Here is a 22,182-nt window from a genome sequence, read left to right on the forward strand (position 1 = left end):
ATTTTCTTGAGGCTTTTTTATCGAATCATTAGGATGTAAACCTGATTAAAAATACAAAAATATTAGGGTGATTATTACGAAAGGGCTCACCTCTTCCCATTCCGAACAGAGAAGTTAAGCCTTTCAGTGCCAATGGTACTGCTATTGCGGGAGAGTAGGTCATCGCCAGTTTTTATTTAAACCTCAAGATTTATTTCTTGAGGTTTTTTATGTTTTAAATTTTTAGTTAACTAGAAAGTATTATAATAATTTTTAAATCATTCAATTAAATATCAGGATTAAGTTTCATTCTTATTTTAGGATTAACAAATTAAAAGAGAGCTTGAAGGTTTTAAATCAAAAAAAATCCGAACATTTTAAGATGTAATTATGTTAAATGAATATTTTCTTATTTAATGATTAATTACTTAGTTGCTTGATAATAGTCTCAGTTACTTTTTGATAATTTCGGTTAAAGTGATGATTACAACCCAAAGAGATTATGTTTTTATTGGTTAAAGTAATTTTATTAAAGGGATAATTTTTTCCATAATCACTTAAAATAATAGATAAATGCAGGTTAGGAAGTTGATTAATTTCTGGGATTGTATTCCATTTTCCGCTTACATTTTCAAAAATTAAATTTTTATAATGAATCTCAAGATCAGCTGTTTCATACGGATCTAAAAGAATAAGTTGATGAATTCTGTTTTTGGTTTTTGTAGGAAATTGATTGATAATAAACGGAATCGCATCAGCACCAAAAGAATAGCCGATAAATACAACTTCTTGATTTTTGTGATGTTTGAGCTTTTCTTCTAAAAATTGAGCTAATATTTCTGCAGTTTTTTTAGAGTCTCTTTCGTGCCAAAAGTAAACTTTAGAATTTAATGCATAAATATCATAACCTTTCTGATAAAGATTTTTACAAATTGATTTTGAAAAAGGTCCTAATCCAGCATCTCCACTTAAATAAAACAAGATAGGTTTAGTTTCATTTTTATTCTCCCATATTTTAAGCGGTAAAGGATCTTTGATATCTATATCATCTCCTTTTGTACGTATGATATACAAACCAATTGTAGTGATAATCAATCCAAATAATATGAAATATTTAGTTTTCATCTTGAGGTTTCATAACTTTATTTAACGCTTGTGGAAGTTGAAGAAGTTCCACTTCATTAGCATAAATGATGTATTTATTGATCCAATAATTGGCGTATTTTTCCTTGAAATTGCGCATTGTTTGATATTGTTTAAACGTCCCAATTCGTTGATAAGCAAATTTCATTAGTTGTTCTGCAATATTATTTGGTTTATCTAAACCAGCTAATGGAGTCAAACCAATGTTGATGTATTTCTTTTGATTCTCTTTGGCGTGATTAATTAATGCAATTATTACTGCATCCATACTACCATTTGGCGAATCTACAGTTCTGCGAAACAAATCGTAAGTCATTTCATTTTTTGCATAATCTGGTATCACATTCAGAAATGTTACTACTTTATTTTCTTCATTTCTCAGCGTAATAATAGTCTGATTTTGTAAAATTTCACGTTCAAATTTTCCTTCAGCAAATACAATTTCTTTTTTATCAAATTCCTTTAACCACTCATTTGAAACAGATTCAATTTCATTTAAAAATCCTTCTGTCAAAGGAGGTAGAATAACCTCTGTTTTAAAACCTTTTTTCTCTAAAGTATTCAATGCATTTCGCATCGATTTACGTTCTTTTCCTTGAAGATTAAAGGAATCAACCTCAATAATTCCTTCTTGTCCAATTAATAAATGTTGTTTTTTAAACTTTTTAAAATCAATTAAATCATTTTCCGAAACTCGATAATATGTAGTTTTCAAACCTTTTGTTCTACAATAATTTTCAAATTCTGAAATTAAATCTGATTTATACTTTGCATCACAAACAACATTATCCAAAACAATAGCAAAATTTAAACCGATTTTATACGCGACAAAACCATTAATATTTGAAGAAAAATAAAGTGTTTTATCATCCATTAATTTAAAGTAATCTAATGCTGAATTTCCATATTTTTCAACAATTTCTTCTGCTTCTTCATAATCCTGAATATCTTTTGTGTTATAATTTTTAGCTCTAAAAAATGCTAAAATCAATAATGTCCAAGAACTAAATCCAAAAAAGATATTGATGTCTTTGAAATCTTTGGCAAAGGTTGTTCTCGGAACTAAATTGTTTTCACTGAATAATAAGAAGTTTTGAAATGTATAATAAAAAGCTTGATTCCAAGAGAAATCTACTCCAAAATGTCGTTTATCAATGAAATAAAAACTTAAAAAATTGAAAATAAAAATCGCAAAAAATGCTAATAAGAAAATCGAGAATCCTTGTCTTAATCGTTTCAAATTTGTTTTCAATGGGTATTGATTCCTGCTGTAAATTAATAGTACGATGGTCAAAAATGCGAATCCAGCTTCTTCGTAATCCAATGCTTTGAAAATATTTCCGAAAAGGGAAAGTATAGCAAATATTAAAGCAAAAACCCATGCAGATTTTAATCCTTTGATGAGATAAGATGATGTAATCAATAAAGCAATTCCAACAAATAGAATCATCAATTTTGAAAGATGCATGAATTCGGTTGGTAAATATAATTTTTCGAAATGCAAACGTTCTGCAAGAGGAGGAGTGATGACTGAAATTATATTAATCATTCCTAATGTAAAAATCATAACAGCAGGAAAAATTCGCGCAAATAGTTTTCTTCCACGCCACATAAAACTCAAACATCCAAAACCTAAAGGCAGCCAAAATTCGAAAACGCGATACAATAAAGTTGTAGCTAAACCTTGATTGTGAGAATAACCAAATTTTGTTAAAATATACACCATCGTAAATTCTACAGCGCCCAAACCTCTCAAAAATGGCGAAATAATCATCAATAAAACAGAAATCGTATATGCCAAAGCCGCCGCATCAAAAGTGGGTTGAATGCCTAACGCTAACATTGCGATGTAGACATGTAAAATCCCAGTAATTTCGATGATTGTCGAAATTAGAATCGTGAGATTAATATTTTTTCTGTCAAAAGAAGCTTCAAAAATTGGATTGATTTCTTCTGTAATCTTTGGAAATTTATTCTCTATAATTTGATAGAATTTATTTTTGGTTTTGAATGAGTTATAAATGAAATAAACCAAAATTAAAATTATGCCCAAAATAACTAATGATATCCATGAGTCATTAAAGTATTTGTTGACGTAAATACTATAAATAATGATGGGAACGCCAATGATGAAAACCGTTAATAATCCAATAAAACCATAAATAGAACTTGCTTGAATGATTTTATTTGTTTCAAATTGTTGTTTTTTGATTTGTTTGGGTAAATAAGCCAAAGAACTAATTCCGCCCGCTGGTAAAAAAACACTGATAAAATTTCGTTTGAGAAATAAATTGACAGCGTCCCAAAATTTAAGAGGTAAACCAACTGCTTTGAAACTTGTGATATACATTGCAGCTTGTAGCGAAATATAGAGAAGCGTAATTCCGAAACCGATCAACAGCCAAATAGGTTTTGCGCTTTGGATACTCGGAATAATTTGCATCATTTCTTTGCGTTCGCTTCTAAAAAATACAAATGCGAGTAATAAAATAAGTATTGCTAAAACTTGTTGCCAAGGTATTTTTACATATTTTATAGATTTTGGAAATCTCATGTTGGGATAGTTAGTTTTATTACTTCAATTTATTAAAAAATTAAATATCAAAACTTATGATTTGCTTAAAAATCTCTTATATTGAAAATAAAAATAAGATATGGAGACTGGATTAAATTTACGTCAAGCTATTTTGAATGATGCAGATAGAATTTGGGAAATTTTGCAACAAGCGATTCAGAAAAGAAAGAAGGAAGGAAGTGATCAATGGCAAAATGGTTATCCAAATCTAGATGTTGTGAAAAATGATATCTCAAATGGTTTTGGTTATGTAATTGAAAATGATGATAATCTAATCATTGGTTACGTCGCAATTATTGATGAAATAGAACCTGCTTATACAGCAATTGAAGGAAAATGGTTGAATGATGATCCATATATTGTGATTCATCGATTGGCTGTTGCGCAAGATATTAAGATGAAAGGTTTAGGAACTTGGACGATGGATGAGATTGAAAAAATAGCAATTACAAAGAAAATACAGAATATAAAAGTTGATACCAACTTTGATAATATTGGAATGTTGCGTGTTTTTGAAAAGTTAGGTTATCACTATTGTGGCGAAGTTTATTTTGATGGAAGTCCAAGAAAAGCTTTTCAGAAGATTATTCAGGATTTAACATGATTAAAGATTTCAGATAGAATTTATAAAAACTAAATAATCAAATTGATAAAAAGATTCCTTTTTTGGAATCTTTTTTTATGAATTTACATAGGGTAATTATGTTTAAAATGTAAAATTAATATTTTAACCCCTAATTTTTATAGGGTGTAATTGAAAATAGATGATTTTATTTAAAAATAATCTAATTTTGATAGGGTTAAAATTAAAAACTTATGAAAGTTGGATTAAAATGGAAAGTAGCTTTTGCAATTATAACACTAGTTGCATTCGCTGGATTATTTTGGAAACCAGTTGTAGATATTCCAAATACAGGAGAATTCCTTAGCGAAGAAAATATTGTAAATTCAGATGTCGCCTGGATTTTAGCAGCTGCAGGATTGGTGTTATTGATGACGCCAGGTTTATCATTTTTTTATGGTGGAATGGTAGGTAAACGAAATGTTATTTCTACCATGTTACAAAGTTTTATTGCCTTAGGTGTGATTTCGATTTTGTGGGTTGTAGTTGGGTTTTCACTGTCTTTTGGTGAATCAATTGGTTTTACAATAAATGGAGAACATTACGGAATTATTGGTAATCCATTAAGTTATCCATTTTTTAATCATGTCGGAGCATTTCCACACAAAGACATGGCATCTACAATTCCATTTGTTCTATTTGCATTGTTTCAAATGAAATTTGCAGTCATTACACCAGCGCTTGTAACTGGTTCTTTTGCCGAAAGAGTACGTTTTATTTCGTATTTATTGTTTATGATTTTATTTAGCTTAATCATTTACACACCGCTTTGTCATATGGTTTGGCATCCAGAAGGTTTATTGAATAAATATTTTGGAGTTAAAGATTTTGCTGGAGGAACTGTTGTTCATATGAGTGCAGGATTTGCAGCATTGGCAGGAGCTTTGGTGATAGGTAAACGTAAAAACAGAGAACACAAACCTGCAAATATTCCATTTGTTATGCTTGGAACAGGAATGTTATGGTTCGGATGGTTTGGTTTCAATGCTGGTTCAGCTTTGGGAGCAAATGCCACAGCAGCTTTAGCTTTCGGAACAACAACAATTGCTTCTGCTTCTGGAATGATGACATGGATACTTTTTGATAGAATTAATGGTCGTAGCGTTTCTGCTATGGGAGCATGTATAGGGGCTGTAGTTGGATTAGTAGCAATCACTCCAGCTTGTGGATTTGTTACAATTCCTGAAAGTATATTTTTTGGCTTTATTACTGCTATTGTCTCAAATGTAATGGTTCATTGGAAAGTATTAAAACGAGTTGACGATACTTTAGATGTTTTTGCATGTCATGGTGTCGGAGGAATAATGGGAATGATTTTGACAGCTATTTTTGCACATGGTGAAAATGCGAGTTTGTTACATGGCGGGGTGGATGTGTTTGCACATCATATGATTGCTTTGTTGTTTGTCTCGTTATTTACTTTTTTCGGTGCGATTGCTTTATTTTATATTACGGATAAAATGATTCACTTACGTGTGAGTGATAGAGCAGAGTTCGAAGGATTAGATTTGTCGCAACACGAGGAAAGTTTACATTAATTAAACAATGATATTATAAAAAAATCCGACTACTTTTTGTAGTCGGATTTTCAATTTATACTAATCCAGCACGCTTTAATAAAGCATCTGCTGTTGGTTTATGACCTCTAAATTCTTCGTACAATTTCATCGGTTCTACTGTTCCTCCAGATGATAAAAGTTTATAGAATTTTTGAGCTGTTTCTGGATTGAAAATTCCAGTTTCTTGGAAGAATGCAAAGGCATCTGCATCCAAAACTTCTGCCCATTTATATGAATAATAACCAGATGAATATCCACCTTGAAAAATATGAGAGAAGGATGTACTCATCATATTTTTATCAATTTCTGGATACAACTCTGTTTGTTTGAAAGTTTCTTTTTCAAATTGTTGTAAATCATTGATTTCAGCCAAATCATTCGCATGATAAGCCATATCCAATAATCCAAAACTCAATTGACGAACAGTTTGATAACCTTCCATAAAACTTGAAGAAGCTTTTACTTTTTCAATTAATTCTTGCGGAATAATTTCTCCTGTTTGATAATGTTTTGCAAATAATTTTAAAGCTTCTGGTTCGTAACAAAAGTTTTCGTAAAATTGAGAGGGTAATTCAACAAAATCCCAATAAACATTTGTTCCAGAAAGACTTTCGTACGTTGTATTTGGTAACATTCCGTGTAGCGCATGTCCAAATTCGTGGAACAATGTTGTCACTTCCTGAAATGTCAATAATGACGGGGTGTCTTTCGTTGGTTTTGTAAAATTACAAACAATCGAAACGTGCGGACGTTTGGTATTTCCATTCACATTAGAGGCTTCTCTGTAACTTGTCATCCAAGCACCAGGGCGTTTTCCTGCACGCGGGAAAAAGTCTGCATACAATAAACTTAAGAACGCTCCATTTTTATCTAGAACTTCATAAGTTGTTACTTCATCGTTGTATTTATCAATATTATGAATTTCTTTAAATGTAATTCCATATAATTTTGTCGCCACATCAAAAGCTCCTTGAATCACATTTTCTAACTGAAAATAAGGTTTCAATTCTTCGTCAGAAAGACTGAATTTTTTCTGTTTTAGTTTTTCAGCATAGTACGCATGATCCCAACGTTGCAATGTTTCAATCCCATCAGTTTCTTTTGCAAATGCAGTTAATTCCTCAATTTCTTTTTCCGCAAATGGTTTTGCTTTCGTTAATAAATCATTCAAGAAATCTAAAACAGTTGTTGGTGTTTTTGCCATACGTTCTTCCAAAACATAATCAGCATGCGTTTTATAACCTAATATTTTAGCACGTTCGTGACGAAGTTTTACGATATTTTTGACATTTTCTTCGTTATTAAATTCATTATTTTGATAAGCTTTTACACCATTTGCTCTAAACAATTTTTCTCTTAATTCACGGTTTTCTGCGTATTGCATAAATGGAATATAGCTTGGTGCTTGCAACGTAATCAACCAACCTTCGTGATTTTTTTGTTCTGCATCGGCTTTTGCTTGATCAATAGCATATTGAGGTAAACCTTTCAAATCATTTTCATCAGTAATAATCAATTCGTATGCATTTGTTTCAGCCAAAACATTTTGTCCAAATTGCAACGATAACATCGAAAGCTGTTTGTCTATTTCGCGTAATTTATTTTTGTCTTCTTCGTTTAGGTTTGCACCATTTCTAGAAAAACCTTTGTATTTTTTTTCTAATAAATAAGCTTGTTCATCGGTTAAAATCAACGATTCCTTTTGATTATAAACGATTTTAATTCGTTCAAATAAATCTTGATTTAAGCGAACATCATTTCCAAATTCAGATAATAAAGGCGAAACTTCTTGTGCAATTTCTTGAATTTCATCATTCGTTTCAGCAGAATTAAGGTTGAAGAAAATAGAAGAAATTCGTCCTAATTTTTCACCAGAAAGTTCCATTGCTTCAATTGTATTTGCAAAAGTTGGCGCTTCAGGATTCGCAGTAATTGCATCTATTTCTGCTTTCGCCTCTTCAATTGTTTGGATAAAAGCAGGTTTGTAATCTTCATTTTTGATTTTAGAAAAAGGAGCACTTTCAAAAGGTGTTTCAAATTTTTCTAATAACGGATTTGTCATTTATAGTGTATTTTTTTAGTTAAAATATATTTGTTTGAACTCTTTCAAATTCTAATCCAAATGTAAGAAATCTGACAAATCGTCAAATTTAATGTGTGATTAATTTGGAGTTATTTACATTTGTTTTAAAAGTAAACAATTATGAGTGTAGCCTTAATATTCAATCAAAAACCAACAGAAGAATGGCAAAGAAATTTACAAGAATTGTTGCCAGATACGAAAGTTGAAGTTTATCCAAATATCTCAAATCCAAAAGATGTAGAATTTATTGCAACTTGGAAACCGCACAAAAATTATGTGACTGAATTTCCAAATCTAAAAGTTGTACAATCAGTTGGAGCAGGAATTGACCATTTGTTGCATACCAAAATTTTGGAATCGATAAAGGTGACACGTATTGTTGATCCTGCTTTGAAACAAGAAATGTTTGAACATGTTTTAGCTTGTGTTATGACTTCAATGAAAAATCTATTGACGTATTATAAAGATCAAGTTCGTAAAGAGTGGAATCCTACTACTTATCAAAATATCAAGGAAACAACTATTACTATTTTAGGATTAGGCGAAATCGGAAAGTTAGTAGCAGAGCAATTTGTTGCTTTAGGTTTTCAAGTTAAAGGTTGGTCGAATTCGCCTAAAAATATAAATGGAGTAGAATCTTTTGTTGGAAAAGAAGGCTTGAATGCTGTGATTTCTAATACTAATTTTATTGTCAATATTTTGCCTTTGACAGGTGATACAAAAGGTATTTTGAACAAAGACTTTTTTGCACAATGTTCAGCTTATACAGTTTTGATGAATGTTGGTCGTGGAGCACATTTGATCGAAAAGGATTTATTAATTGCAATCGAAGAAAAACAAATAAAAGAGGCTTATTTAGATGTTTTTGTAGAAGAACCTTTACCAGAAAATCACCCTTTTTGGACGAATGAAAATGTTTATGTAACACCTCATATTGCGAGTGTTACAAATGCAACAACTGCTCTAAAACAAGTTGCAGATAACTACAACAGAATGAAAAATAACGAAACTTTATTGAATGAAGTTTCATTAGAAAGGGGATATTAGATATACCAAAATGACGTAAGATTTTGTTAAAAAGACGCATTTACGTTTTTACTTGTCAAAAAAATCTTTTAACATTGTATTCGAAAAAATAAAAGCTAAAAATGAGTGATTATATTCAACTTTATTCAATTGATAATATTTTAAGAACTTACAAAGAAGAAGCAACTGATCGTCGGTTAGCAATCTTTGACGTAGGTCCTGAAAACAATTATTATTTTGTAAAACGAAAACCTTATAAGTTTACGTCGCTTGGGTTGATTTTAATTACTGCAGGAACATGTGAAATCACAGTAAATTTAGAACCAACGTTAATTAAGCGTGATGATATTATTGTGGTTCTTCCAGGTCAGTTGTTCGAGATTATAGAACACTCGGTTGATTTTGCTGTTCAAGCAATCTTCATTGATTCAGATTTGATTATTGAAGCTGGTTTTCACGTGAAATCCAATAATTTAGTAGAGTTTTTGTCGTCTAAATATCCTAAAATCATTTCTTTAGATAAAAAGATTGTACGTGATATGCGTTACAATTTGAACAAGATTAGTAAATACACCATCAAGAACGAAAATATTTTTGCAAAAGATTTGGTTTTACATCATTTTTCGGTCTTGATGTACGAGATGGGAAATTACTACAACCAAGCTGTAATGGCAAAAAGTACTACGAAAGAAGTCAGAAAGGAGGAATTAGCTAAACAGTTTTTGTATTTAGTTTCAACTCATTTTCGTCGTCAGCGTAATGTACAGTTTTATGCAGATGAAATGTTTATTAGTCGTAAGCATTTAACCAAAATTATCGTTGAAGTCTTTAATAAATCGCCTAAACAAATCATTGCCGAAGCCATTGTCTTAGAAGCAAAGGTCTTGCTAAAGAACCCAAAATATAGTGTTTCTGATGTTGTGACAGAATTAAATTTTATAGACACCTCAGTTTTTAGTAAATTTTTCAAAAATTATGCAGGTGTTTCGCCAACAACTTTCATCGCTTCTAACTAATAATTGATGTAAATCAATGCAAATGTGAAAACTTTCTAAAAACGTCTTTTTGACATATTATTACGTTTATTTCGCTAACTAATTTGTTAAATTGGATAGACCTTTGTTGCTCAAATTTTAATTGATGCGTCTTTTAGTAGATAATCGATACATGAAATTTGAATGAAAAGAATTTTATGGTGGTAGATTTTACAAAAAAAATATTTGCACATATTTCAGCAATCGGTGGTTATGTGCCAGAGAATAAACGAACTAATTCCGATTTAGAAAAGATTACAGACACTTCTGATGAATGGATTGTAAAAAGAACGGGAATTAAAGAACGTCGTATTTTAGAGGAAGGTTTAGCGACTTCTGATATGGCGGTTAGTGCAATTCAGAATTTAATTGATACATACAAAAAAGACATCAAAGATGTTGATGCGTTGATTGTTGCGACTTCTACACCAGATATGTTGATGCCTGCTACAGCGAATATTGTATGCGAAAAGTTAGGAATAGAGAATGTTTGGGCATTTGATATGAATGCAGCTTGTTCTGGATTTTTGTACGCGTTGGACATGGGCGCTTCGTTGATTGAAAGCAGACGTTACAAAAATGTTTTGGTAATTGGTGCTGATAAAATCAGCGCGTATGTAGACATCAAAGATCGTTCGACAAATATTTTGTTTGGAGATGGAGCTGGAGTAGTTTGGTTAGAGCCTACAAACGAAGAAGGAATTTTAGACGCTTTGTTACAGAGTAACGGAACAGGAAAAGAATTCTTGAATATAGAAGGAGGTGGTTCTCTGTATCCAGCGAGTTCACAGTTGTTGGTTGATGAAAAACGTTACATTAGACAAGATGGGAAAATTGTATTCAAAAATGCAATTCAATCGATGAGTGATACGTGTGTCAATGTTTTGAAACGCAACGATTTTTCTGTAGAAGATGTAAATTGGTTGGTTCCGCATCAAGCAAATAAACGAATTATTGACGCTGTTGGTAATGAAATTAATATTGAAGAAGGTAAAACTTTAATCAATATTGAGAATTACGGAAACACAATTGCAGCGACGATTCCGTTATGTATTTGGGAAAATACATCAAAATTAAAAAAAGGAGATTTATTGATGTTGACAGCCTTTGGCGCAGGTTTCTCTTGGGGTGCAAGCTTATTGCGTTGGACAATTTAATCAATAAAAATCATATATTTTTGTTCATAAAGAACGGCAATTTCTTGTCGTTCTTTTTTTTATTGTAAACCATTAAATTCTTCACCACACTTCTTACATTTGAACACGTTTTTGTAGTAAATAGGGTAGACCCAAAATATGATAGAAGATAATAAAGAAAGTAAGCCTTTTCCACCTTTCATTGACTTGTAATTGCTGTAATACTCATTGCTTCCACATTTTGGACAAACAAGAATTTCATCCAAATCATTGGTGTAATTTGAAGCATCAATTTCTTCTAAAACTTTCATGGCACGATCAGTATCTTCTTTCTTAATTTTTACTTTCACACCACCAATTGCATTCGATAAAAACTGATTCATCCCAACCGAATGTTCATCAAAAACAAAAGCATCAATTTGTTCACTTTCTAATTTCGAACGTAAAATATGTGCTTCAATAGGGCTTTCAAATGTTTTTAATGTAATAAGTTCCATGCTAATTGTGTTAAATATTCAATTCAATATCCGATATAAAATTAGTTCTTTTTATCTTAATGTCTTAAATTTTTTAGTAGATGAAAAATGTAATTCAATGTTTATTTTTAATTGTATTGATGATGAATACGACACATGCGCAAAACCTAAAACAAGTTGCTTATAAAGATGGTTCGCAAAAATTGAACGGTTTAGTAACTGATAACACAACAAAGAAAAGTCCAGGAGTTTTGATTTTACCGGCTTGGAAAGGAGCTGATAACGAAGCAAAACAAGCTGCAATAGATTTAGCAAAAGAAGGCTATATTGCGTTTGTTGCAGATATTTATGGAGAAGGAAACAATCCGAAAGATAATGCGGAAGCGGCCAAAATAGCAGGAAAATACAAGTCTGATTATGCAGCTTATCAAAAACGAATTGATTTGGCGTTGAAAGAGTTAATCAAAGCTGGTGCAGATCCAAGTAAAATTGCTGTAATTGGTTATTGTTTTGGAGGAACAGGCGCATTAGAAGCTGCTCGTGCACAATTAGCTGTTGTTGGCGTTGTTTCTATTCATGGTGGATTAGCAAAAGATTTGGCTCGAAAAAATATTCCTCTTAAAACAAAAGTTTTGATTGAACATCCTGCTGAAGATGAATCTGTAAAACCCGAAGATATTTCGAATTTAGTAATTGAAATGAACGAAGGAAAAACAGATTGGCAAATGATAACTTACGCAAATTCAAAACATACATTTACCAATCCAGAATCACCTGATTACAATAAAGTAATGGCAGATAGAGCTTGGCAACATACATTATTGTTTTTGAAAGAAGTATTGAAATAAAACCGTCAATTCTAGTGAAATTCTTTTTAGAATTTTGTATCGAGAATAAGGTTTTAGAAGATAAAATTTATCTTAATTCTCGATACAATTTTAATAAAAACTGTAACAGTTAAATCTACTGAATAAACAATTGTATCATTTCATACCAAAAAGCAGCTGTAAAAAAGCCTACAATAATACTGATTCCAATAATCAAATTGGTTAGTTTGGTGTTGAGTTTAAATTGTTCCGCAATAATACTCGATGTCACTAAAGTAGGCATAGCAGCTTCAAAAATAGAGATTTTAGCCACATCACCTTTTATTCCAATTACGATGGCTAAAAGCATTACAACTGCAGGCGCAATCATTAATTTGTAAACCATAGACATCGAAATTTGTGACCATAATTTTCTCCAACCATTAAACTTTAATTGCAATCCAACCGAAAATAAAGCCAATGGACCTACGGTTGCAGCTAATTTGTCGAAGAATGGTTCGGCAGGAGATAAGTCGATAAATTGAGATAAAATCAATGCACTTATACAACCCAAAAATGGAGGGAAAGTAAATAATCGTTTCAAGATAAATTTGGAATCTATTGCTCCAGATCCATTGCTTCCTCCTTTTAATGCAGAAACTATTCCGATGGTTGATAAGCACAAAAACATGGTTTGATCACAAATAATCGCAATACTCAAATACTTTTCTCCATAAAATGCTGAAATCAAAGGAAAGCCAATAAAAGATGTATTGCTATAGCCGCTTGCCAATTCCAATGTTCTTCTCGAACGCTCCGAATAGCCTTTTGCTTTGCTGTAGAATTTCATGTAAAACAAACTTCCAACGGCAATAATGACAGTAGAAAAGATAGGAAATAACATTTCTTGCGACCATTCTACTTTTGGTAAATACTTAAACGAGACTGCTGGTAAAGCCAAATATAAGATCCACGTATTGATCCCTTTATGAGCATCAGGATGTATAGATTTTGTTGCTTTAAACACCATTCCGGCGATTATACAGACTGCGATTAATATAAAGTTTACCATTTTTAGATATTTGGAATGCAAAGTTACAATCCCATTTTTTTTTACCCTTAAGATATCACTTTTTATTCAATGCTTATTTTTTATAAAATGGCAAGATTAGATATATTTAATTTATTATTATTGAAAATCACTTTTGAATAATGGTTTTCATTTTCCAATATAGCTGAAAATGGAGTAGGAGTTATTGTATCAGTTGTAGGAAACCAAGTTGTTTTAATGAAGTAATTTGGTAATAATATTTTCCCTTCATCTGAGCCATTAGTACCAAATTTTTCAAAATCTCCTTTCCAGAATTTAGATGTTGTTTTCTCTTCTAATAATTGATTGGTAGCCTCAATATCAGTTGTAGGTAAACCAATTTCAGAAATTCCTAAAATAGAATGTTGATCAAATTCTTCATCGTTCTCATAAGCTAAATTATAATGTGTAATCATCTCAGCAAGATTTCTACCTCCATCATAGAAATAAAAAGATTGTGCATTCCAATTTTCGAAGTTTGCAATATGTTGATCAGTATCGGTGTTTAGGATTTTAGTTTTATTTTGTATCCAATCAAACGCCTTTTCGAATTGATTTTTACAAACTAAAAAACTGAAATGATAAATATGTTCTTCGTCCGATTTTACAAAAGTTAATCTTGTCCAACCAACTTGTAAACTAAACTGATTTTCTGTTTCTTCAATTAACTCAAAAGCTAAAATAGTCGTATAAAATGACTTTGTTTTTTCTAACTCATTTGTAAACAATTGTAATTCTCTTATTTTCATTCTGCGATTTTTTATAAAAGTAAATCAACAAAAAAGAAGAAAATAACAAGTTGAATTGATTTAATTAATCGCGTTATAAGAAAACTATTTAATCTACTTCATACTCCAATAAGGCGAGATATGGATTACCTTTTAACTCAAGAACTTTTGCAAAAGCAGGTTCAGTTTTGTAACCATTCTTTTTAAGTTCGATGATTTTGTTTTTGAATGATTCGTCAAATTTTTCAAGTAGTTTCGCCTCAATGAGCATATGTCGATAGGCATTTTGTTCGGTTGGAATCTTATTCTCTAAATAAATCTCAATTTCAAACGCATCAATTCTAAAATTACACGTCAAACAAGTTTCGTTATTGTTTGTTAATTGATTGATTTTAAATTCAAAATAATGAGAAAAATTCTCGGTTAAATGATTTGTAGCGTTTTCAAAATTAGATGTTTCACCAATAATATCAATGTCACTATTTTCAATATTGATTTCAATCGGAATTGTACCTACGACAATAGGTTTGTATGTGTCAAGTTTTTCTAAAATTTGATGATTGCGCAACAAATGAAACACATTGTGTTGTATTTCATTTCCGTGTTCTAAATAATCAATGGTAAGAAAATTTTGCATCATTTTATTCTCATCATAGTTACCAAAGAAGTAGCAGCATGCGTTTCTTTGTTCGTTGTTTCGTCAACTACAAAAATCTCTGTGCGTATGGTACTAATTTTTTTTCCGCCTTTTATGACATAGGCTTTTGATAGTAAATAATCACCCAAAGCAGGTCGTAAATAATTCACCTTTAACTCAACTGTTACCACGTAACAATCGTCGTCATAGTGAGAAACAGCAGCATAACCAGATGAAACATCAACCAAAGAAGCAATCATAGCACCATTAAACATTCCGTGCTTACGTGTCATCATTTCTTGTTTCGGAATCTTAATCGAAACATAGTCCGTTTCGCATTCGATAAGTGATGCGTTATAAAATTTTAAGGTTTCCGAACGATTAAAACTTGCTTCTACTAATTCTCTTTTTTCTGGCGTCATATAAAATTGCTTTCAACAAATATAGAGATTTGTCGAAAGCAATTTCAGTTATGCAGTTACGTTATTCAAGTTTTCTTCTTTGATAATTGTATTTTGATGCGACAAAATTACTTTATCTAAACCGCGGTAATAATTCCCTTTGTCGACGGTAATCAATAAATTATTTTTCGGAATTTTATTGATAATCTTATCGTTCGGGAAATGTTGTTTCGAGTTTTTGAAGGTAATAAATACATCATCTTCAGTTAGATTTTTGACATCATCTTCCGAAATAATATCAATCAATTCATAAGGTAAATAAAGTTGATCGAAGATATAATGAAACGTTTTAAGACGCTTTCCGTTCAATTCTTTGCTATGTTGCAAAAAGTTTCTCAATCTATGTACAACAGCGTAGAAATTACCCACCAAAGGCGGTTTGGGAATATTACGCTCGAACAAGCAACCATCAATCAGACTAAGCGGAAGTTTAATATTCAATTCATCTGTTTTTACATTGTATAGATGACGATAATCCAAACCTCTTCTCTTGAATTCTTCGACAATATGATCTTTTAGCGCAGGAACTGTAATAGGTAATTGTTGGTTGATAAAATCGACCAATTTTCATCTGATATAGGAGCTAAATTAAGCTCAGAAATGTTTTGTGACATACAATAAATAGTTAAAATAAAACAATTATTGTATTTCGATAATAGGGGATTTTTCGTTGTTTTTGGATGAACTCCCGTATTGTTTTACCACCGTGGAGACTCCTCTCGGTTGGTATCGTTTTCTACGATTCGAAATACTGTGTAAAACTACATAAAAAATTGAATATCTAGTAATCTATTCTAATAATTTTATTTTAAAAAGATTATTTAGAATAATATTCTAAATAGGATTTTGTTTCGAGAAGAAAGTTTTGAATAATTACTTGATTTGTTTTTTTATATTCTACCATATAGATATATAGTAATACTAGTTCACTTATTCATTTTTCAATTTATCTCTATTCATCAACATTGTTAAACCTATGTCTCTATGTGGTTGTAATTTTTATGTTCTGAATTAGATGTGACCCTAAAATGAGTTTAGGGTGACAAGACTTTTATACTTCTGTATAAAAAAGAATGTAACGAACCCGTTATGTATTCTGATAATTTTATCAATATAAACCGTCAATTCGAGTGAAATTCTTTTAGAATTTTGTATCGAGAATAAGGTTTTAAAAGATAAAATTCTATTCTCGATACAATTTTTATTCATTTCATTTCTAAAAATCACTCGAATTGACGAATTTTTATTCAAATTATAGAATAGGCTATAACTAATAAAATAAAGATTGTTAAGTTGAATTTATTTCAGCTTCTCATTAAGAAAACACCTCTATAATCTCCTCAAGGAGATATTTTTTACATATTGTCATTCAGAATGGAGCTTTAGCGGAATGAAGAATCTAAGCTTTCTCAACAAGAGATATTTCGAATTCGCTATTATAAATAGAGATTTAGAAAATTTTACAAATAATTAAGAAAAAATTAATTGTTTGCCGAAAAATATTTTATACATTTGGATAACAAAGTAATTAAAAAATGAAGTTTACGTGCTTATATATGTCGATTCGCAAACAGGTTTGGAATATCCAGACGTGGGAAAGTCATGTATACTAAAAAGAGATTTTATTTTTTAATATATTTTATGTTTCCCCGTCGAGTTTCGATGGGGATTTTTTTTGAACAAAAACAACAATTACCAATATAAAATTAAAAACAATGCAAAGTTTACAACAATTAACGATCCCAGTTTGGCCCTTAGAGGACAACACAATCTTAAACAATGTTTCGGTAACATTTCAACTTTTTGGACTTCCATTAGGAACAGCTCCAGTCATTTTGATTAACCATTCCTTACACGGAGATTCAGATTGTACCTATCATTGGGATGGAGTCATGGGGAAAAACAAAGCAATTGATCTTAATGAGTATACGGTAATCTGTATAGATATTCCTGGAAATGGCGTTTCCGAAACCATAAAGTACGACTATATACCACGCGATCACATTACAGCACGCGATGTAGCGGTATTGTTTTGGTTGACGTTATTTGAATTGGAAGTAGACGAGATTTTTGCCATTATTGGTGCAGATTTAGGTGGAGGATTAGCATGGGAAATGGCATGTTTGTTTCCAAATAAGGTGCTGAATATTATTCCGATAGCAGCAAGTCCTAAGACAACATATTGGTTGGTAAAAGAGCCCACTTCTAAAAGCGAATACCTGAAATCTATTTTCTATTCGATAGATATATCACGCAATAGAGGCGATATATTGCAAGTTTCGCAATACATCAAATCGAAGATACATGTGATTTATGTGAAGGACGGAAACTTGTTCAACAAAGCAGAATTGAAACGTTATTACGCCAAACTGCAAGAGTTCAACAAACATGTGCAGTTTCATGAAATAGAACAGATAGAAAACAACGAATTACTAAAAGCAAACATAGATAAGGTTGAAAAAATAGTAGACGGTATCCTCGAAAAAGAGTTTATTAATAATGTCGCATAAAACAAAAAGCTCCTGATAAGGAGCTTTTTTTAGTGGTATGTATTTTAAAAATAATAATATAGATAAAATTAAAAGCAGAACGGATAAATTTCTCAAATCCGTCTATTTTATATTTAACCCGCCATTTTGCAAAACCCTTGTGCTTGTTGCACAACTCTAAAATAGACTAATTTTTCGTATTTTGTTGTATGCAAGGACGAAAAGAATTTATTCCACAACTTTTTTATGAATTAAGTTTAGATCGGTTAGTACCGTTTGATAACTTTTATCGACGCGTTAATCAAGAATTAGATTTACATTTTCTGTACAAATCCACCCAAAAATATTACGGAACTCAAGGTCAGGAAAGTATAGATCCTGTGGTGTTTTTTAAAATATTGTTAGTGGGTTATTTGAATAATATCAATAGCGACAGAGCATTGATTCGCTATTGTAGCAATTGCTTGGATGTTCGCTTGTTTTTAGGTTATGATCTGAACGAACAATTGCCTTGGAATTCAACCATAAGCCGAACGCGCGCGTTATTTGGCCAAGAAGTTTTCTTGCAATTGTTTCAGTTGGTTTTAAAACTGTGTGTGAATAAAGGCATGGTTTCAGGGAAACGTCAGGCGGTAGACTCTGCCTTTATCAAAGCAAACGCAAGTATGGATTCTCTGGTTGAAAAAGAGGTTCTAAACGATGCTTTTGCTTTTGTGAATGAGTTGGAAGAAAATTCAGAATTCAAAGCATGCAGTGAGTCTAGTCGAACTGTAACATCAACTCGAAAGAAGTTGGTAGAACAACATCATAATTGGAAAAAGGAAGCGTTTAAAGGAATGCCGGGACATGTGAAAACGCTTCAAAAAAATGAAGATGGTGAAGATATTCGTCCAAAGTTTTTAAGTAATCATACCTATTATAGCCCAACAGATCCTGATGCGAAAATCTCGACCAAACCAGGTAAACCACGCCAACTGAACTATGCTGGACAATTAGCTGTTGACGATAAACATCACGTGATTACAGGTGCTTGTGCCAGTACCGCAGGTAGCAAAGACAGTACAATCTTTTCTGAAATCATGGATCAAACTTTATCAAATTTTAAACAAAACGATATACAAATAGGTGAAGTTTTAGCTGATGCTGGTTACAGTAGCGGTGCTAGTTTACAATATTGTGAAGATCATAATTTAGACGCTTGGATTCCCAACTTTGGACAATATAAACCCGAGCGAGAAGGCTTTATTTTCAATAAAAAAGAAAACCGTTACGAATGTATTCAAAAAGGAGGAAATAAAGCTTTTCTGCCTTTCAAACGAACTTTAACAGACAGCAAAGGCTACGAAAAAAAAAGCTATAGAAGTTCGCAAAAAGATTGTGGACAATGTCCTTTACGAGAAAGTTGTTGTGGAAAAGTAACCAAGTTTAAAAAGTTGGAAGATAGCATTCACAAGCCTTTGTACGATAAAATGCATGAAAAACTCACCCAAAATAAAGCGTATCACCGCAGGTTAGTTAAACGTCGAAGTTCTACAGTAGAACCAGTTTTAGGAACGTTGATTAACTTCTTTAACCTAAAACGAATCAACAGCAGAGGAATGGCACAAGCCAATAAACACGTTTTGATGTCAAGTTTATCTTACAACTTGAAGAAATACCTGCGCTTTATTTTCAAAATCCCGAGTGTTTTAGCCCAAGTTGTTTCCCTAAAACAAGGGAAATACAGCTTTTTACAAAAGTACTCCTTCACGACTTAAAAAGTGCGTTTTTAAACCCCTATAATTTTACAATTTAATATATTTCCAAAAAATAAACCTCGCTTAAAAAGGCTTAAACGAGGTCATATATTCTGTTTTTTACTGTAAATTGGAGTTGTGCAACAGTTACCGATGTTATCTGTAGTTGCAATTTTTCATTTAGTTTTCAACACTAAAATGTCAGAATTAAATATACGGTGTGATATTTTATTAGCGCTTTCTTGTTTTAAGATAGTTACTTGATCTAATGATTTTAAATCGAAATTTATCGAATCAATTTGATTTTTTTCGTAAGGAATTCCATTTATTACAATAAGTTCATAGTCACGATTATTTCTAAAATTTTGCTGTATTTCTTGCAAGAATTCTTTTCCTTTCAATAATTTAGTATCTGAACTCAATTCTATTGTTATTGTTTTGTTTTGATTATTTTTTACAACTTTTTTTACATTTTTTTTAGTTAAAAAATAGTATTTGATATTTATTGGTTTATTTTCAAGTAATATTTTATATCCTAATTGAGAAAATTTGGAAATCTGTTTTTCTTTGTAGCTTAAATTTTGACTTGCACAAGAGAAGAGCAAAAATATTGTCAGGAATAATAAAATTAAACTACCAGATTTCATTACGTGATGTTGGTTTTGCAATTACAGATAACGGTTTCGTGTATGAGCAGTAGCGGATTTGAAAGTACAAACCTTTCAGTTTAGCACAAAGCTTATTAAAAGCACAGACCTTGATTTTACCACTTCACCCGCTATTGCTTATACACAATGTTGTGCGTTCGCCCTTTATTTTCAGTCGGTTTAGTCAATTTTCAAAGGTAGGATTTTTTGGGGTAGGGAAGGCACTCTCTCTTGCAAGTTTTGGTCAAGCGTTGGCTGGTGCGACTTGCAAGAGTGTGTGCCTTTGGGGCGGATTAACTGGCGCAACAACTCAATTTCGATACATCTTTTCCGAAAGTTATGGCCGCTAATTTGATTCCTTCTCCCAAAGTAAGATAAGGGTAGAAACTGTCTGCTAAATCTTTCACGGTTATTCCGTATTTGATTGCCATACTTAATTGTTGGATGAGTTCTCCACCTTCGGGTGCGACTACTCTTGCACCTATCAGTATGTCCGTTTCTGTGTTACGAATGAGCTTAATAAATCCCCTTGTGTCATTTGCTGCTATGGCTCTCGGCACGTCTTTCAGTTCCAATTTTGACACTTCAAACGGAATGCCTTTTGATTCTGCCTGTGCTTCATCTAAACCTGCCCCTGCAATTTGTGGGTCAGTAAACACCACCCAAGGTAAAGAAGAATAATCGGCTTTATTATCTGTTCCTGAGAACGCATTTTCAACGGCAATTTTACCTTCAAAAGCGGCTGTATAAACAAATGCAGGGGTGTTGGTTACGTCACCTGCTGCGTAAATGTTAGGTAGATTGGTTTCCATTTTTTCATTCACAGCGATATGTCCGCTTTTGGTGAGTTCCAAACCAATGTTATCTAACCCTAATTGGCTTGTATTGGCTTTTGTGCCTGTGGCAATTACTACCTTACCTTTTTCTATAATTTGCGTAAATGAACCGTCAGGACATTTACAGTGAATGATGGTTTCATTCGCTTGTTTCTCGAATTTCACGGCTCTGAAATTAGGTAAGATTTCAATGCCTTCTTTTCGCATTTGGGTTTCCAATGCTTCACTGATGTCTGGGGTTTGTGTCCGTAGAACACGGTCGGTAAATTCAATGATTCGGACTTTAACGCCTAAACGATTGTACGCCATTGCAATTTCCAAACCTATGTAACCTGCTCCCATAATGGTCAAGCTTTCGGGTTTTTCTTCCAAGTCGAAAAGGGAAACGTTGGTCAAGTAGTCAATTTTGTCCAATCCTTCAATAGTCGGAATGTTGGTCGTAGCTCCCGCAGCAATTAAAAATTTGAGGGCTTTGTATTCCTTACCGTCAACCAAAATGGTTTTGTTGTCTTTGAATTTTGCCCAACCTTTTAGCATAGTCAGGTTTTCAAAATCGCTTACCACATCCATATATTTTTTCTCTTGAAGTGTGGCTACTAATTTTTTCTTGTCTTTGATGATTTGAGCAAAATCAATATCAACGCCTTTTGGTCGGATGCCTTCAAAGTTGGAATGTGTAGCGTGATAAGCCGACTCGCCTGCACGAATAAGATTTTTAGAAGGCACACAACCCACGTTGACACAAGTACCGCCAAAGTCCAAACCACCGTTTACCATTAAGGTCGTTAAACCTAAACTTTCGGCTTTTATAGCTGCCGAAAATGCAGCCGAACCGCCACCGATAATGATTAAATCAAATTGATTATTCCTACTATTTCCATTTTCAGAAATTTCACTTTTTACACGATAGTTTTTTGTGCCGTTAATGGTATTGATGATTTCTTCTTTACTTGTTTTGGTAGGGTCAAAAGAACATTCACAAGTAGCTTTTGGGTAGCTCACATTGGCTTCTTTAACACCCTCATTTTGTGAAAGCATTTTTTTTATTCCTGTGGCACAATGGTCGCAGGTCATACCTGCAATTTCCAATTTTATTTTTTCTTCTTTCATCTTATTTTT

The 22,182-nt window shown here is 32.0% G+C and carries 19 protein-coding genes, 1 rRNA gene and 1 riboswitch; of the genes, 9 read left to right on the forward strand and 11 right to left on the reverse strand.

From position 1 onward, the window contains the following. The first annotated feature begins 63 nt into the window (after positions 1 to 63). Positions 64 to 171 (forward strand): 5S ribosomal RNA (gene rrf, locus B2217_RS15175). Positions 172 to 399: 228 nt separating this feature from the next. Here the strand turns inward: rrf and B2217_RS15180 are convergent. Both B2217_RS15180 and B2217_RS15185 read right to left on the reverse strand, forming a co-directional pair. Further along, entirely contained in the window at positions 400 to 1,104 is a 705-nt protein-coding gene (locus tag B2217_RS15180; RefSeq protein ID WP_291123016.1) for an AcvB/VirJ family lysyl-phosphatidylglycerol hydrolase, read from the reverse strand. Beyond that, positions 1,094 to 3,676, reverse strand: a complete 2,583-nt coding sequence (locus B2217_RS15185) for a flippase-like domain-containing protein (protein WP_180904751.1) — start codon at positions 3,674 to 3,676, stop codon at positions 1,094 to 1,096. The genes B2217_RS15180 and B2217_RS15185 overlap by 11 nt, the downstream gene beginning before the upstream one ends. 100 nt (positions 3,677 to 3,776) lie before the next feature. Between B2217_RS15185 and B2217_RS15190 the strand changes: the two genes are divergently transcribed. After that, positions 3,777 to 4,301, forward strand: a complete 525-nt coding sequence (locus tag B2217_RS15190; RefSeq protein WP_180904750.1) for a GNAT family N-acetyltransferase — start codon at positions 3,777 to 3,779, stop codon at positions 4,299 to 4,301. A gap of 212 nt (positions 4,302 to 4,513) precedes the next feature. After that, positions 4,514 to 5,857: an ammonium transporter gene (locus B2217_RS15195; protein WP_125350465.1), complete on the forward strand. Its 1,344-nt coding sequence runs from the start codon at positions 4,514 to 4,516 to the stop codon at positions 5,855 to 5,857. A 55-nt stretch (positions 5,858 to 5,912) separates the two neighbouring features. Here B2217_RS15195 and B2217_RS15200 read toward each other — a convergent pair whose 3' ends face one another. Continuing rightward, entirely contained in the window at positions 5,913 to 7,940 is a 2,028-nt protein-coding gene (locus B2217_RS15200) for a M3 family metallopeptidase (protein WP_291066932.1), read from the reverse strand. 141 nt (positions 7,941 to 8,081) lie between these two features. On the opposite strand from B2217_RS15200, the gene B2217_RS15205 reads away from it, so the two are divergent. The 3 genes from B2217_RS15205 (at position 8,082) to B2217_RS15215 (ending at position 11,178) form a co-directional block, all read left to right on the forward strand. After that, on the forward strand, positions 8,082 to 9,008 hold the full coding sequence (locus B2217_RS15205) for a 2-hydroxyacid dehydrogenase (protein WP_280050332.1): 927 nt from the start codon (positions 8,082 to 8,084) through the stop codon (positions 9,006 to 9,008). A 101-nt stretch (positions 9,009 to 9,109) separates the two neighbouring features. Then, positions 9,110 to 10,003 (forward strand): helix-turn-helix domain-containing protein, encoded by an 894-nt coding sequence (locus B2217_RS15210; RefSeq protein ID WP_135836286.1) that lies wholly within the window; start codon positions 9,110 to 9,112, stop codon positions 10,001 to 10,003. A 176-nt stretch (positions 10,004 to 10,179) separates the two neighbouring features. Continuing rightward, positions 10,180 to 11,178 (forward strand): beta-ketoacyl-ACP synthase III, encoded by a 999-nt coding sequence (locus B2217_RS15215; RefSeq protein ID WP_115001184.1) that lies wholly within the window; start codon positions 10,180 to 10,182, stop codon positions 11,176 to 11,178. Between the two features lie 59 nt (positions 11,179 to 11,237). On the opposite strand, the gene B2217_RS15220 is transcribed toward B2217_RS15215, so the two are convergent. Continuing rightward, positions 11,238 to 11,654: a DUF2007 domain-containing protein gene (locus tag B2217_RS15220; RefSeq protein WP_115001183.1), complete on the reverse strand. Its 417-nt coding sequence runs from the start codon at positions 11,652 to 11,654 to the stop codon at positions 11,238 to 11,240. 80 nt (positions 11,655 to 11,734) lie between these two features. Between B2217_RS15220 and B2217_RS15225 the strand changes: the two genes are divergently transcribed. After that, entirely contained in the window at positions 11,735 to 12,481 is a 747-nt protein-coding gene (locus tag B2217_RS15225) for a dienelactone hydrolase family protein (RefSeq protein WP_291123021.1), read from the forward strand. A 115-nt stretch (positions 12,482 to 12,596) separates the two neighbouring features. Here the strand turns inward: B2217_RS15225 and B2217_RS15230 are convergent, their stop codons facing one another. The 5 genes from B2217_RS15230 to B2217_RS15250 form a co-directional block, all read right to left on the reverse strand. Next, positions 12,597 to 13,511: an AEC family transporter gene (locus tag B2217_RS15230; protein ID WP_038337191.1), complete on the reverse strand. Its 915-nt coding sequence runs from the start codon at positions 13,509 to 13,511 to the stop codon at positions 12,597 to 12,599. 80 nt (positions 13,512 to 13,591) lie between these two features. Further along, positions 13,592 to 14,278 (reverse strand): VOC family protein, encoded by a 687-nt coding sequence (locus B2217_RS15235; protein WP_291123022.1) that lies wholly within the window; start codon positions 14,276 to 14,278, stop codon positions 13,592 to 13,594. A gap of 88 nt (positions 14,279 to 14,366) precedes the next feature. After that, positions 14,367 to 14,894 (reverse strand): DUF4269 domain-containing protein, encoded by a 528-nt coding sequence (locus B2217_RS15240; RefSeq protein ID WP_038337206.1) that lies wholly within the window; start codon positions 14,892 to 14,894, stop codon positions 14,367 to 14,369. Then, entirely contained in the window at positions 14,894 to 15,316 is a 423-nt protein-coding gene (locus B2217_RS15245; RefSeq protein WP_038337190.1) for a PaaI family thioesterase, read from the reverse strand. Before B2217_RS15245 ends, B2217_RS15240 begins: the two co-directional genes overlap by 1 nt. 48 nt (positions 15,317 to 15,364) lie before the next feature. Then, positions 15,365 to 15,919: a hypothetical protein gene (locus B2217_RS15250; protein WP_280046448.1), complete on the reverse strand. Its 555-nt coding sequence runs from the start codon at positions 15,917 to 15,919 to the stop codon at positions 15,365 to 15,367. A 98-nt stretch (positions 15,920 to 16,017) separates the two neighbouring features. Next, positions 16,018 to 16,112, reverse strand: a riboswitch (SAM-I-IV-variant riboswitch). A 958-nt stretch (positions 16,113 to 17,070) separates the two neighbouring features. Between B2217_RS15250 and B2217_RS15255 the strand changes: the two genes are divergently transcribed. Together B2217_RS15255 and B2217_RS15260 are read left to right on the forward strand one after the other, a co-directional pair. Continuing rightward, positions 17,071 to 17,865, forward strand: coding sequence for an alpha/beta fold hydrolase (locus B2217_RS15255; protein ID WP_291123026.1), 795 nt, complete (start codon positions 17,071 to 17,073; stop codon positions 17,863 to 17,865). Positions 17,866 to 18,053: 188 nt separating this feature from the next. After that, on the forward strand, positions 18,054 to 19,601 hold the full coding sequence (locus B2217_RS15260; RefSeq protein WP_291123029.1) for an IS1182 family transposase: 1,548 nt from the start codon (positions 18,054 to 18,056) through the stop codon (positions 19,599 to 19,601). Between the two features lie 155 nt (positions 19,602 to 19,756). Here B2217_RS15260 and B2217_RS15265 read toward each other — a convergent pair whose 3' ends face one another. Together B2217_RS15265 and merA are read right to left on the reverse strand one after the other, a co-directional pair. After that, positions 19,757 to 20,227, reverse strand: coding sequence for a hypothetical protein (locus B2217_RS15265; RefSeq protein ID WP_291065036.1), 471 nt, complete (start codon positions 20,225 to 20,227; stop codon positions 19,757 to 19,759). A gap of 293 nt (positions 20,228 to 20,520) precedes the next feature. Continuing rightward, positions 20,521 to 22,173 carry a mercury(II) reductase gene (gene merA / locus B2217_RS15270; protein WP_291067748.1) on the reverse strand — a complete coding sequence of 551 codons (1,653 nt, stop codon included), beginning with the start codon at positions 22,171 to 22,173 and terminating at the stop codon, positions 20,521 to 20,523. Positions 22,174 to 22,182 lie beyond the last annotated feature (9 nt).

The sequence above is a fragment of the Empedobacter sp. UBA7620 genome (genome assembly GCF_002484185.1).
Taxonomy (GTDB): domain Bacteria; phylum Bacteroidota; class Bacteroidia; order Flavobacteriales; family Weeksellaceae; genus Empedobacter; species Empedobacter falsenii_C.

Bases quoted from the DNA above. Each gene is read 5' to 3' on its own strand.
- B2217_RS15235 (WP_291123022.1), bottom strand. From the start codon at position 14,278: ATGAAAATAAGAGAATTACAATTGTTTACAAATGAGTTAGAAAAAACA.
- B2217_RS15225 (WP_291123021.1), top strand. From the start codon at position 11,735: ATGAAAAATGTAATTCAATGTTTATTTTTAATTGTATTGATGATGAAT.
- B2217_RS15190 (WP_180904750.1), top strand. From the start codon at position 3,777: ATGGAGACTGGATTAAATTTACGTCAAGCTATTTTGAATGATGCAGAT.
- B2217_RS15240 (WP_038337206.1), bottom strand. From the start codon at position 14,894: ATGCAAAATTTTCTTACCATTGATTATTTAGAACACGGAAATGAAATA.
- B2217_RS15200 (WP_291066932.1), bottom strand. From the start codon at position 7,940: ATGACAAATCCGTTATTAGAAAAATTTGAAACACCTTTTGAAAGTGCT.
- B2217_RS15230 (WP_038337191.1), bottom strand. From the start codon at position 13,511: ATGGTAAACTTTATATTAATCGCAGTCTGTATAATCGCCGGAATGGTG.
- B2217_RS15265 (WP_291065036.1), bottom strand. From the start codon at position 20,227: ATGAAATCTGGTAGTTTAATTTTATTATTCCTGACAATATTTTTGCTC.
- merA (WP_291067748.1), bottom strand. From the start codon at position 22,173: ATGAAAGAAGAAAAAATAAAATTGGAAATTGCAGGTATGACCTGCGAC.
- B2217_RS15210 (WP_135836286.1), top strand. From the start codon at position 9,110: ATGAGTGATTATATTCAACTTTATTCAATTGATAATATTTTAAGAACT.
- B2217_RS15185 (WP_180904751.1), bottom strand. From the start codon at position 3,676: ATGAGATTTCCAAAATCTATAAAATATGTAAAAATACCTTGGCAACAA.
- B2217_RS15195 (WP_125350465.1), top strand. From the start codon at position 4,514: ATGAAAGTTGGATTAAAATGGAAAGTAGCTTTTGCAATTATAACACTA.
- B2217_RS15220 (WP_115001183.1), bottom strand. From the start codon at position 11,654: ATGGAACTTATTACATTAAAAACATTTGAAAGCCCTATTGAAGCACAT.
- B2217_RS15245 (WP_038337190.1), bottom strand. From the start codon at position 15,316: ATGACGCCAGAAAAAAGAGAATTAGTAGAAGCAAGTTTTAATCGTTCG.
- B2217_RS15180 (WP_291123016.1), bottom strand. From the start codon at position 1,104: ATGAAAACTAAATATTTCATATTATTTGGATTGATTATCACTACAATT.
- B2217_RS15205 (WP_280050332.1), top strand. From the start codon at position 8,082: ATGAGTGTAGCCTTAATATTCAATCAAAAACCAACAGAAGAATGGCAA.
- B2217_RS15215 (WP_115001184.1), top strand. From the start codon at position 10,180: ATGGTGGTAGATTTTACAAAAAAAATATTTGCACATATTTCAGCAATC.
- B2217_RS15255 (WP_291123026.1), top strand. From the start codon at position 17,071: ATGCAAAGTTTACAACAATTAACGATCCCAGTTTGGCCCTTAGAGGAC.
- B2217_RS15260 (WP_291123029.1), top strand. From the start codon at position 18,054: ATGCAAGGACGAAAAGAATTTATTCCACAACTTTTTTATGAATTAAGT.